The 11695-nt window shown below is 36.9% G+C and carries 14 protein-coding genes; 11 read left to right on the top strand and 3 right to left on the bottom strand.

Features of this window, described 5'->3' with window-relative positions; genetic code table 11:
- The 6 genes from AB671_RS04345 to AB671_RS04320 form a co-directional block, all read left to right on the top strand.
- Positions 1–554: transposase (locus AB671_RS04345; RefSeq protein ID WP_082987228.1), on the top strand; the 554-nt coding region annotated here is incomplete at its 5' end.
- A gap of 11 nt (positions 555–565) precedes the next feature.
- Positions 566–808, top strand: a complete 243-nt coding sequence (locus AB671_RS04340) for a hypothetical protein (RefSeq protein WP_066674876.1) — start codon at positions 566–568, stop codon at positions 806–808.
- Positions 801–2132 (top strand): conjugative transposon protein TraM, encoded by a 1332-nt coding sequence (traM, locus tag AB671_RS04335; RefSeq protein ID WP_066674879.1) that lies wholly within the window; start codon positions 801–803, stop codon positions 2130–2132. Before AB671_RS04340 ends, traM begins: the two co-directional genes overlap by 8 nt.
- Positions 2133–2153: 21 nt before the next feature.
- Complete coding sequence (gene traN / locus AB671_RS04330; RefSeq protein ID WP_066674882.1) at positions 2154–3053, top strand: conjugative transposon protein TraN; 900 nt, start codon at positions 2154–2156, stop codon at positions 3051–3053.
- 1 nt (position 3054) lies between these two features.
- The gene (locus AB671_RS04325) at positions 3055–3615 is read left to right on the top strand and encodes a conjugal transfer protein TraO (protein ID WP_066674884.1); all 561 of its coding nucleotides are present in this window, start codon (positions 3055–3057) and stop codon (positions 3613–3615) included.
- 9 nt (positions 3616–3624) lie between these two features.
- A complete protein-coding gene (locus AB671_RS04320) occupies positions 3625–4071 on the top strand; it encodes a DUF3872 domain-containing protein (protein WP_066674887.1) in 447 nt (148 codons plus the stop codon).
- A gap of 394 nt (positions 4072–4465) precedes the next feature.
- On the opposite strand, the gene AB671_RS04315 is transcribed toward AB671_RS04320, so the two are convergent.
- From AB671_RS04315 to AB671_RS04305, 3 genes are read right to left on the bottom strand one after another with little or no spacing between them, the layout of a single operon-like run.
- Positions 4466–4909: a JAB domain-containing protein gene (locus AB671_RS04315; protein ID WP_066674890.1), complete on the bottom strand. Its 444-nt coding sequence runs from the start codon at positions 4907–4909 to the stop codon at positions 4466–4468.
- A gap of 52 nt (positions 4910–4961) precedes the next feature.
- Positions 4962–6035, bottom strand: coding sequence for a DUF932 domain-containing protein (locus tag AB671_RS04310; RefSeq protein WP_066674893.1), 1074 nt, complete (start codon positions 6033–6035; stop codon positions 4962–4964).
- A 41-nt stretch (positions 6036–6076) separates the two neighbouring features.
- Complete coding sequence (locus tag AB671_RS04305; protein ID WP_066674930.1) at positions 6077–6487, bottom strand: single-stranded DNA-binding protein; 411 nt, start codon at positions 6485–6487, stop codon at positions 6077–6079.
- Between the two features lie 706 nt (positions 6488–7193).
- On the opposite strand from AB671_RS04305, the gene AB671_RS04300 reads away from it, so the two are divergent.
- The 5 genes from AB671_RS04300 to AB671_RS04280 all read left to right on the top strand — a co-directional run bounded on the left by AB671_RS04300 (position 7194) and on the right by AB671_RS04280 (position 11695).
- Positions 7194–7646: a Crp/Fnr family transcriptional regulator gene (locus AB671_RS04300; RefSeq protein ID WP_082987227.1), complete on the top strand. Its 453-nt coding sequence runs from the start codon at positions 7194–7196 to the stop codon at positions 7644–7646.
- A gap of 199 nt (positions 7647–7845) precedes the next feature.
- Entirely contained in the window at positions 7846–8871 is a 1026-nt protein-coding gene (locus AB671_RS04295) for a YncE family protein (RefSeq protein ID WP_066674896.1), read from the top strand.
- 433 nt (positions 8872–9304) lie between these two features.
- Entirely contained in the window at positions 9305–9748 is a 444-nt protein-coding gene (locus AB671_RS04290) for a PaaI family thioesterase (RefSeq protein WP_066674899.1), read from the top strand.
- A 143-nt stretch (positions 9749–9891) separates the two neighbouring features.
- Complete coding sequence (gene panB / locus AB671_RS04285) at positions 9892–10713, top strand: 3-methyl-2-oxobutanoate hydroxymethyltransferase (protein ID WP_066674902.1); 822 nt, start codon at positions 9892–9894, stop codon at positions 10711–10713.
- A 16-nt stretch (positions 10714–10729) separates the two neighbouring features.
- The gene (locus AB671_RS04280) at positions 10730–11695 is read left to right on the top strand and encodes a helix-turn-helix domain-containing GNAT family N-acetyltransferase (RefSeq protein WP_066674932.1); all 966 of its coding nucleotides are present in this window, start codon (positions 10730–10732) and stop codon (positions 11693–11695) included.

The following is an 11695-nucleotide window of genomic DNA, read 5'->3' as shown; positions in this document are numbered from 1 at the left end:
TTCAAAATAATAAAAGGAAATTAGATCTTTCCAGTGTCCAATTGGATGGAAGCCATACCCGAAGTAAAACAGGAGGAGAATCGGTAGGTTATCAGGGAAGAAAATCATCTAAGACCAGTAATTGTATTTTTCTCTGTGATAATCAGGGACAAATGCTTTCAATGGGAAAGCCAATAAGCGGTGAACATCATGATCTTTATAATATTGAAGATACTTTGGAAGAGATTTTCGGTCTTCTGGATGCTGCTGATATAGAGTGTAAGGGATTATTTCTTAATGCCGACTCTGGTTTTGACAGTAAAAAACTTAGAGATATGCTGTATAAAAAAGAAATTATTGGAAATATCAAAGGGAATCCTCGTAACAGGGATACAAAGAATGAAAAATATTTTGATAATGAGTTGTATAAAAGAAGATTCAAAATAGAAAAAGCAAATGCATGGCTTGATAGCTTCAAAGCTTTATTAGTAAGATTTGAGACTTTGAATATTACTTGGACAAATCTACATTATCTCGCTTTCTCTATCTTGTTTCTCAGAAAAATAAAAGTTTAAACAGGTTTATTATGAAAAAATTCAGAATAGCAGTTGACCAATATATCGATTCAATCGAAAACCATTGGAAATCTTTAAGTAGCAGCAGACAGAGAACATTAACAAAGTTCTTTTTAGGAATATATGTGATTTTGACGGTTTTAACCATCACCTACATTTGGTTCGAAACCTCTAACGGAAACAATATCCTTTCCATTAGTCATATTCAGGGAATTCCTCAAAGTATAACTAACAAAGCCCCTCATAATGAATAACGAGAACAGAACCCAGATTCGACTTACAGAAGGCAATTCCGATAGAATGGCTAACGAGGAACAGTCATTGAGCAATCTGCAAAGATTTGAAAAATTCAAGAAACCACTGATCTATTTTTTGATGGCTGTTGTGTGTGCGGGTTGTCTCTATCTCATTTTTAAACCCAAAGAGAAGAATCTTCTCATTGAAAATGTTGGTTTTAATTCAGCAGTTCCACAGGCAGCTGATGACAAACTGCAGTCTGATAAGCAGAAAGCATATGAACAGCAACTGCTGGAACAGAAAAATGAAGAAAAGAGAAACACTTTGACTACATTATCTGATTACTGGAATGATGGTGAGGCAACAAATCTTTCACCAGGTCAATCAGCCCCATTAAACTCAACGGATAAGTCGGGAATGCTGACGCAAGGCGACCAAAATGCGATGAACAGTTACCGTAATGCGCAACAGACTTTGGGAAACTTTTACAGTAGAGATGATGAGGAAGTCAGCAATTTGAAAAAAGAAATTTCAAGATTGAAAAATGAATCTCTTCAGAATAATTCTACACCGAAAGGTAGCGGAATTGATGAGCAGTTGGAACTGATGGAAAAATCTTACCAGTTGGCAGCAAAATATCTTCCTTCATCCTCTCATCAAAATGGAAATTTTATAGAGACAAAACCATCCGATACCTCTGTGAAACCTGAGCCAAAAGAACCAAAGGTTAAGATTAATTCAGTAAAGCATCTCAACAAAAATGTAGTATCTGCTTTGTACCGTGAGACTGGTGACAGTGCTTTTCTGGCGAGCCTGAACAGAAACAATTTCATAGGAATACAAGGTATTCAGGTCAACAATCAAATAACCCGGAACAGCATACGGGCAGTTATTCATCAAACCCAGCTTGTCACTGCTGAAAGTTTTATTTCATTACGACTTTCTGAACCCATGATGTTAGGTAGAATATTAGTACCAGAGGGAACTTTGCTGAGGGCTTCCTGCAAATTTCAGAGCGGGAGATTACAGATGAAAATATCAAATATAGAGTACCAAGGCTCAATACAATCAGTCGAAATTTCTATTCACAATAATGACGGTCAATTGGGTTTATACATTCCCTATACTCCGGAACAAAATACTGTGAATGATATAGTTGCCAATATGAGCCAGTCATCCGGAACAAACATCATGATGACTCAATCTGCAGGTCAGCAAATCGCTTCTGATCTGACACGAGGAGTTGTTCAGGGAGTTTCAGGATATTTCCAGAGAAAGGTAAGAATACCTAAAGTTACTGTAAAAGCCGGTCATCAAATTCTTTTGGTGGCTAAAAATTAACCTATAATACATTAAAATTCAATGAAAAATATTTTAAATAAATGGATGACTCTGCTGTTATTCATCATCATCAACCATTCAGTCAATGCACAGGATAAAGATGGTTTGATGTCACTGAATCAGGCAAAACTTGAATCCTACAAAATGGAAGTTACGTATAATAAAACAACACACTTATTATTTCCTTCACCTATTAGATATGTTGATTTAGGAAGTGAAAACCTGATTGCCAACAAGGCTGATGATGTTGCGAATGTTTTAAGGGTAAAAGCATCAACAAGAGATTTTGAAGAAGAAACCAATTTTTCAGTGGTCACTGAAGATGGAAAGTTTTACAGCTTCGATGTTTTTTACAGCTCTTATCCAGACACTTTAAACTACGATCTGCTTAAACTCCAGCGTAATAATGAAAAGGAATATGCTGCAGATGTAACTTTTGATGAGATGGATGGAAGCTCATCTTCGCTGACAGAAATGATGATGCAAACCTTGTACAAAAATCCGAAAAGAACCATCAAGCACATCGGAAACAAAAGCTTTGGAATTCAGTTTCTGCTTCGGGGCTTGTATGTTCATCAAGGTAAATACTATTTTATCATACATCTAAAAAACTCCGGGAACATTCCATATCCCGTCGATTTCATCAATTTTAAGATTGTGGATGAGAAGAAAATAAAAAGAACGGTTGTACAGGACAGGATATTGTCTCCGCTTCGGAATTATTCTACAATCTTTAAAGTGGAAGAACATGATGAAGCATTTGATATTTTTCTGTTAGATCAGTTTACGCTTATGGAGGGGCAAATCTTAGAAATAGAAATTTTAGAAAAAAACGGTGGTCGGCATTTAAAAATGCAGGTTACCAATAAGGACCTGATTGGCGCATCTGTTTTTAAAGATATTAACCTAACACTGAAATAACATGAAAAGGCTACACCTTTATATCATAGGCTTATTTCTGATGAGCTTAACAATAAAAGCTCAGCGGTTAATTCCTAAACAGAAAGCGATTGAATTGAATGCCGGATTTCTTTTAAATGATTCTAAAAGCGAGAACTATTTTCTCAACACAGCAATAACGATTCAGTCAGGAAAAGGAAATTACAGTTTTTTCGGTTTTGAATACCTGAATGAGAAACAGAACTACAAAAAGGTCACAATACCCATTGAAACTTTTCTTGCCGAAGCAGGTTACAGCTTTAATCTGATATCAGATCGCAAAAAAAATGTTATAATTAATTTCTCATTATCTGCAACAGCTGGTTTTGAGCGTATTAATAAAGGAAATGATCTGCTTTTTGACGGAGCTGAGATTTTGAGTGAATCCAATTTTGTTTATGGTGCCGGCGGGAAAGTTTCTGTAGAAATTTATCTTTCAGACCGAATTGTTTTAATCCCCCACATAAAAGCAAAAGCCTTGTGGAATTCATCTCGTGAACTGATCAGACCTTCCGCAGGTCTGGGAATAAGAATTAATTTATAAAATATACCAATGAAAAATATTAAAATCATCATAAAAAAAGGGCTCGCTTTAATCCTGATTGTTCCGGTCATGATACTTTTTGAATTGAGTCTTTCATCCTGCTCAACAGACGATCTGGATATACAGCAAAATTTCCCATTTGAACTCCATATTATGCCAATTCGAAAAAATATTGCTAACGGAGAAATTGTTGAAATCAGATTGAAAATTATTCCGAAAGGTAATTATACAGAAACTAAATATTTTATCAGGTATTTTCAGTTTGATGGTACCGGAACACTATGCTATAACAATGAACCGCCTTACAAGCCCAATGATTCATACGAGCTTAGCGAAAAAGAATTTAGACTGTATTACACCTCAACATCAAGTGTTTCACAAAGTTTTGATGTCTGGATTTACGATAGTTTTGGAAATGAAAAACAAGTTAGTTTTCAATTAAATACTAAAGATTAGCAATAACACATCCCACTAAAATTGTGGGATTTTTTATTGATTAAAAAGAGTACAATTTGCAAATTAAAGTAAAGATTAATGACGTAACTTAATAAAGCTGCAGGTCTGTGCTTATGGCGTATTGGGTTACTTTTGCATACAAAAAAGAAGTTTTCGACAGGAAAGAGAAATTTTCTTTTTTCCGCACTTAAAAAATTATCGGACTATCTTAAATAGACCACATCATATCCTGCAATATCTTTGATGAAACATTGAATTACTGATTACAAATTCATCAAAGTTATTGCTCCTTAAAAAATGCGAAAAGACGTTTCCGACCACCGGAAGGAATTGTCTTTTCGCCCGAATCGGAAAAAACGGCAACCTAAAGATTGCCGTTTTGTTTTCTTAATATTTACAAATGACCGTCATCAGCAAATGATATATAAGCAGTGGAAGTTAATATACAATGGTCGAGCAGTTGAATATTTAAAAACTGCGATGCTTCCTTAATTTTTTGCGTAATATTTAAGTCTTCCTCCGATGGTTTGAGATTACCCGATGGATGATTATGAGCTAAAATAATTCCTGATGCATTACACAAAAGTGCAGCTTGCATAATAATTCTAACATCAACAATGGTTGACGAAATTCCAGATTCAGAAATTTTCTTTATTCCTAAAACTCTGTTTGCCTGATTTAAATAAAGGGCAAAAAAAGATTCTCGGTAATCAATTTCCTCACTATCAAAATGCTCTTTAAAAATTTTGACAGCATCCCGTGAAGTTGTAATGAGCTTTTCACAGTTTCCCTTTCTTGAATAGCTTAGTTTTATTTCGTTTACAATATTGAATTTCATATTTTGTACTCTGAATACGGCAGAGATTTGTTTTTCCCGTAATTATAAAAAGTTAGTTCATCAAAATTGAATCAGCTCCGAAACCTGCAAACTTCTCGCACAGCTCAAAAGCTTTTTGAGATTTCATTTGAGCAGTTCCACCCATGACAATAGACTGTAATTTGGCTTCATCGTTTTTATATGTTTTGACATTCTGATAGTACCCTGTCACTGCGTTATATGCTCCAAACAACGTCCCTTTTGTTGTTTCCATTTGTTGGGTATCACTCATCATCGCATAGGCAAAAGCTTCTTCAACGGTATTTTTGAAAACAGTTGATACTTCATCAAAATTTCCTTTTTGCAGATGGTTTAAAGTTTCTTTATTGGGACAAAGTGCCAATTGAATTAGCTTTTTCATTTCATCATCACCGACTGTGATTTTTGCCCAATGATTAAACGTGCTTTCCAATTCATTACTCAATTTATTCGCTAATCCCATGACCTTTTGGGCATCGTCCAAACGCTGTTTTGCTCCTGCGGTATGTCTGATCCGCACCACATTGCTCATGCTTTTTAGTGAAGCGTTTAAAGTATTTTGACAGACAATGCGAACAGGGGTAAATGCAGCCGTGATGCTTCCGCTTCCATCGTGTGAGGTGGTAAGAAAAATATATTTCTCTGTAATATCGTCGCCGTTTCCCACACGGATATAATCGGGTAATTTTGCCGTGATAAAAATGCGTTCACCATTTCCCAAAGCTCCTGCAGTCTCATACAAGATTCCATCTCCACCGCCTACAATAGAATCAAAAAATGAAAAGGCTTCACGGTTTTGTACGATCTGGTAATCTTTTCCGACTACGCCTAAAACGATGTTATTATCAGTGCGGATATTCGCAAAGTAGTTAGGAACTTCCAATTCTGAATCGGTTATTTCTATTCCGTTGCTATTTTCTTTAATACCTGCACCTTTTGTAAATAACGGAGACTTTTCGACTTCATAGTCAAGTCCTGCGAATCTGATAGCTTCTTCACTTGTAGGATATTCTTCTACAATTTGTCCCAAGTTGTGCCAAGGTTTTTCCTTTACACTAAAAAATGAATATTTTCCTGTTCTGCTGTTGAAATTTAAATTATGTGCCATGATCTTAATATTAAAATGTTAGAAAATTGTATTTGATAGTTTTAAAATGGTAGGTCATCATCCTTATCGTTTTCATTTGATTTGGAATTACCAATTTCTTCCTTGGTTGTTTTGTTGGATTCTGCAGATTTACTTTCAGCTTTTTTGCCACCGCTGTGAACCTTGATTTGGGATGTATGAAAATTCATTCCTGCGTGTGCTTCTCCGCCATTTCCTATCCATGCTGTTGCGTAGGCTCTGCCATTGAGTTCCACCAAAGTACCTTTTGTTAAAAAGTCGGCAACCTTTTCAGAAATCCAATAAGAACACTCAAAATAGGTGGTCTGTTCAATTCGTTCGCCTTGTTTGTTGCGATAATTGTCATTGGTAGCAATTGAGAAATTAACTACTTTTTTATCTTTTGGCAAGTTGCGTACTTCCGCATCCCTTGTCAGTCTTCCGATAATGTTCATAATCGTTGTTTTTAAGATTGTACATTTTGAATTGTTCTCAATATCTTCTCCGTCCTTTCTTTGAAAGCCTTCCAGGCTTCGCTGAATATTTTTCAAAAGAAAAACCGGAAAAAAGAAAGCAGATAATCTTAGCGGACAAAGGGGGAAAGACAAAAGGAAACGGAATAATTGGAGGGTACCTTTAGGGAGGAAACCGTTTATGCCGTAGTCTTTTGGCTGGCAAAAGAATGGGCTGGCCGCTATACCTTAGCTGCCCTTTTACCGGTTTATTATGAAAGATATTTAAACTTAATAATATTAATTTGCATAGTACTTTCTCATTGTAATAGAACTAAAACAATAATCTGAAATATTAATAAACTTTTAAAATCAAATAGAAAATCGTAGAAAGTCCAATCCTATCTGGTTAGAAAACGCAAAATGGATCGAAACTCCATTTGAAGCAGTTGGCGTAGATGCTCTGGTCAATGTTACGGTCGGGTCTTTGGAAAAATTCGCTTGAAGAAAATCTGAAGTTCTGACTGAACCTGAATCTCATCACAATGTCGGACGCTACACTTGCGCGTGATCTTTTCAGACGGAAGATACCGAGATTATCTTGACTGCTTTTAGTTTAATGAAACCAACTTCTTACACGAATAATTACTTTCTATTAATATGAATGTTCAGAAGAGTTAGATAGGTTTCTTATATTTGTAAAAAACAAATGAACGAGCATATCCTTGATAATTTTGCAATACACATCGCTCTTTCAGACGAAGAAAAAGATATTGCGATTTCATTTTTGCAATCTCAGGATATTAAGAGAAACCGTTTGCTTCTAGCCGCAGGAAATGCTTGTAGAAATATCTATTTTGTAAACAAAGGTTGCCTGTGTCTTTTCAGTTCAGGACTCGAAGATTTTGAAAGAAATGTTTTGCTTTGTCCTAAAAATTGGTGGACTGCAGATATTGCAAGCTTTTTTGCACATACTTTCGCTTCATACTCGATCAATTCTTTGGAAAATAGTAAGTTGCTATTTTATTCTTGTGAAGATTTGGAAAAAACCTATGTTTTAGTGTCAAAGTTTGAACGCTTTTTTAGGATCATGTTTCAAAACGGATTTGGTCTACACCAAAATCGACTTACCTCAAATGCCACAAATACAGCGCAAGGGTGATATAGTGCATTTAAAAAGTTGTATCCTGCTTTGGAAAGACGAATTTCTCAAAAGCATATCGCTTCCTATTTGGGCATTACACCCATTTTTTTAATAGAATTCGTAAAAGAGAACTTGAAAAACAAAGATTGGAGCTAAACATAAAAGTATCAAAAGATGTACGAGACATCATTGGTGAAAAACCAGAAATATTAAAATTATGAATTATCTAAAAAATGCACTCTTTTTTGCAATTTGCATTTTACAAAATCATGCATACGGTCAGAAACATTATATCTTGGCACTCTCAAAAGGAGAAAAGAAGCTTGTTGTGTTGGATTACAAGACATTGGAGGTCGTTAAGATGGTATCTGTGGGCGATGACCCCCATGAGATCGTCACGAATCATGACATTACAAAAGCTTATATATCCATTCCCTCAATGAATGCGGCCGGACATGAGATCAATATTATCAACTTGCAAACGCTTGATCCTGAAAAAACAATAGATACAAGACCCTTTACCATTCCTCATGGTCTTGTATTCAGGGACGATAACTTGTGGTTCACTGCTCAGGGATCCAAGAATGTGGTTATCTATGATTTGAAAAAGGATAAAGCTGTCCAAGCTTTGGGTACAGGACAGGATTTTACGCACTTGATCTATCTCAGCAAAAGCGGAAAGACATTTTATACCACCAATGTTGAGAGTGGCACCGTCAGTATTTACGAAAACAGAGAAATCCCGCCATACATGCCACCAACAGGCGTATTACCTCCCAATGCAAAAACAAGGGTAGAATGGCGCCAGTCGCTGATCGATGTGGGGATCGGTGCCGAAGGTTTCGATGTTTCACCAGATGAGAAGGAATTATGGACCGCAAGGCCAGATGGTACGATTGTAATCCTGGATCTGGAGAAAAGGTTAATTAAAGAAGAAATAAAGACTGGCGTTCAGGGTCTTCATCGCTTAAAGATCACACCTGATGGAAAGACGGTATGTATTGTGAGCGTCAAAACAGGAGATCTTCTTTTCTATGAAAGGACCACCCGCAAACTGGAAGATAAAAAGAATTTCGGACAAGGTGCAGGGATCTTTATTGATGAGGACAACAGGATGTTCATATCATGTACCCCTCAAAATTATATTGCGGTGGTTGATCTAAAGACAAGAAAAGAAATCAAAAGAATTTCCATTAAAAGACCAGATGGAATAATTTCCGCGGCTGTACCCGCATTAAAATAGTGATTATCACTACTGGTGTATTCCGGTCATTTAATTTCGTTAAATATCAAAGATAATAATTGATGCAAAATTCTCAATCGACTTGGCGATTCCCTACCGCCACTGATAACTATTGCTCTAAAGCGGTGTCTTACATTGGACTATCATTGAAGAGATCTGACCATCGCACAACCCATAAGCATGTCACAAATATTAACCCAACTTATCTGATAAAACGAATTTGAGTTATAAAGCAGCATTCTTTGCTGATTACACAACTGAAGTTAGCTTTTCAAATCCACTTCATCACAACCATAATCTGTATTTTATACAATTCTCTTTAAATGTAATTGCTTGAATTATTAAAAGTTGTCAAAGAATAATATTTATATATTATTTTTTATACATTTGCATAACCAATTATGTAATCACTTATAAAAATAATTTTATAATTATGCATCAACCACAGATAATTAAACTGGATAAGGAAAAAGAGAATAAGATCAGAAAGGGAATCTGCGCTCAGAATCTTATGAAATTGTACAACGCAAGTAGTGGAGCTATTGGAGTTGGCTATGCAGAAGTTATTATTCCATCGCAAGAGGCATTGATCAGAGGAGCCGGCTTTTTCTATGGGGGCGTTTTGGCCGCAGCAGCTGATACTGCCGCTTATTTTGCTGCAGCCACCACTCAAGATGATGATGCTTATTTTGTCACTGTCGATCTAAAGATCAATTATCTAAGTCCTGCTTCAGGTAAAGAACTTCTTACAATTGGAGAAGTGGTAAAAACAGGTAGAACTCTGACCATCTGTAGGTCGGACTGTTTTGTCTTTGAAAATGATGAAAAAAGACTGGTAGCAACATCTCTTGTTACCCTGATGAAAATTGGCAAATAAAAGCGATGGAGATAAATTCACTTAAAGAACCTATTGCGATCAGGTCCAAACTAATAGTAACATTAAATTTTGCTACATCTTGACTTTTTCATCATTAGCACGTAGATTCAAAATCAGTTTTTAAACCCAATAAATAAAAATAAATGTCAATCCATAAAGAAGACCGAAAAAAGATAACGACCACTCAGCTAAAAAGCATGAAGTCGAATGGTGAGAAGATAAGTGTATTGACCGCCTACGATTATACAACAGCAAGGATACTTGATGATGCCGGCATTGATGTATTGCTTGTCGGAGACAGCGCCTCGAATACGATGGTTGGAAATGCAACAACGTTATCGATCACCCTCGATCAAATGATCTATTATGCGAAATCGGTCGTCAATGGTGTCCATAAAGCTATGGTCATTGTAGATATGCCGTTTGGGACAGTATCAGGTGATCCATTAAGATCACTTCACGCTACCATCCGCGTCATGCGGGAGACAGGAGCCGATGCGATCAAGGTAGAAGGAGGTGCGGAGATCAAAGAGGACGTCAAAAAGATTATCGATGCAGGTATTCCTGTCATGGCACATTTGGGACTCATGCCCCAATCTATTAATAAGTACGGGACATATGCGATCAGAGGTAAAAGCGAGGAGGAAGCTCAAAAACTTATGGCGGACTGTCTTTTAATGGAAGAATTGGGAGCATTTGGGATACTATTGGAAAAAATACCTTCTGCCCTGGCCACTGAAATCTCTCAAAAGATCAAGATTCCGACTATAGGAATCGGTGCAGGGCCGGGAACCGACGGGCAAGTTTTGGTCATTCAGGACTTACTTGGGATGAACAAGGATTTTTCTCCGAAATTTCTCCGACGCTACGCAGACTTGCATACGATCATAACCGAAGCGACCACGCATTACATAAAGGACGTCAAGGAAAATAGTTTTCCTAACGAAAATGAAAGCTATAAATAAAAACACTTATATAAATATGGATTTCTTCAATAAAACAGGCAAAATGGCACTAGGGAGCAGACTGCGTCTACTGACGACAAAAGTAACAGAGGATGCTTCAAAGATCTACGAACTGTATGACGTTGATTTTTCGCCAAAGTGGTTCCCTGTCTTCTTTACCCTTTCGGAATGTGAAGCAAGTACGATAACTGAGATAGCAAATGAGATCGGTCATTCCCAGCCCTCCGTCACAAAGATTATCAAGGAAATGGCGAAAGCGGGACTGGTAGAAGATAACTTAAGATCTGATGACAAACGGAGGAATGTGGTAGGCCTGTCTAAAAAAGGGATAGTCCTTGCGGAAAAGATGATTAAAATTCAATGTGCCGATATCGAGATCGCCATAGACGGCCTTATTGCCGAAGCCAATCATAATCTTTGGGAAGCCATTGCAGAATGGGAATTTTTACTTGAGCAAAAATCTTTATTCAAAAGAGTTGAGGATCAGAAGAAACTTCGTGAAAGCAAAGATGTTGAAATTGTTGAATATGAATCCAAATTTCAGCCAGTCTTTAAATCTTTGAATGAAGAATGGATCACTGCCCATTTTGAATTGGAGGATGCAGACCGTCAAGTGCTGAACGATCCTGAAAAGCATATCCTGTCGAAAGGTGGAAAAATATTTGTAGCACTGTATCGTGGTGAACCTCTGGGCGTGTGCGCTTTAATTAAACTTGAGGGATCAGCACACGATTTTGAAATGGCCAAAATGGCTGTCTCACCTAAGGCAAAGGGTAAGAACATCGGCTGGCTTCTTGGTCAGGCAGTTGTGAGTGCGGTCAGGGAGCTGGGAGCCTCAAAGATATATATTGAAAGCAATACCATTCTGAAACCAGCGATCAATCTCTACTCTAAGATGGGCTTTCAAAAAATTGCCGGCCATCCTACTCCATACAAACGCTGCAATATCCAGATGCAGCTTGACCTAAACAAAACAAAATAA

The organism is Chryseobacterium sp. BGARF1 (assembly GCF_001677955.1).
In the GTDB taxonomy this organism is placed as follows: Bacteria; Bacteroidota; Bacteroidia; order Flavobacteriales; family Weeksellaceae; genus Chryseobacterium.
Note: the sequence above shows the minus strand (reverse complement) of the source record. Positions and strands in the feature narration are given on the sequence as shown.

Bases quoted from the DNA above. Each gene is read 5' to 3' on its own strand.
- traN (WP_066674882.1), top strand. From the start codon at position 2,154: ATGAAAAATATTTTAAATAAATGGATGACTCTGCTGTTATTCATCATC.
- AB671_RS04310 (WP_066674893.1), bottom strand. From the start codon at position 6,035: ATGGCACATAATTTAAATTTCAACAGCAGAACAGGAAAATATTCATTT.
- traM (WP_066674879.1), top strand. From the start codon at position 801: ATGAATAACGAGAACAGAACCCAGATTCGACTTACAGAAGGCAATTCC.
- AB671_RS04290 (WP_066674899.1), top strand. From the start codon at position 9,305: ATGCATCAACCACAGATAATTAAACTGGATAAGGAAAAAGAGAATAAG.
- AB671_RS04320 (WP_066674887.1), top strand. From the start codon at position 3,625: ATGAAAAATATTAAAATCATCATAAAAAAAGGGCTCGCTTTAATCCTG.
- AB671_RS04315 (WP_066674890.1), bottom strand. From the start codon at position 4,909: ATGAAATTCAATATTGTAAACGAAATAAAACTAAGCTATTCAAGAAAG.
- AB671_RS04280 (WP_066674932.1), top strand. From the start codon at position 10,730: ATGGATTTCTTCAATAAAACAGGCAAAATGGCACTAGGGAGCAGACTG.
- AB671_RS04300 (WP_082987227.1), top strand. From the start codon at position 7,194: ATGAACGAGCATATCCTTGATAATTTTGCAATACACATCGCTCTTTCA.
- panB (WP_066674902.1), top strand. From the start codon at position 9,892: ATGTCAATCCATAAAGAAGACCGAAAAAAGATAACGACCACTCAGCTA.
- AB671_RS04295 (WP_066674896.1), top strand. From the start codon at position 7,846: ATGAATTATCTAAAAAATGCACTCTTTTTTGCAATTTGCATTTTACAA.
- AB671_RS04325 (WP_066674884.1), top strand. From the start codon at position 3,055: ATGAAAAGGCTACACCTTTATATCATAGGCTTATTTCTGATGAGCTTA.
- AB671_RS04305 (WP_066674930.1), bottom strand. From the start codon at position 6,487: ATGAACATTATCGGAAGACTGACAAGGGATGCGGAAGTACGCAACTTG.
- AB671_RS04340 (WP_066674876.1), top strand. From the start codon at position 566: ATGAAAAAATTCAGAATAGCAGTTGACCAATATATCGATTCAATCGAA.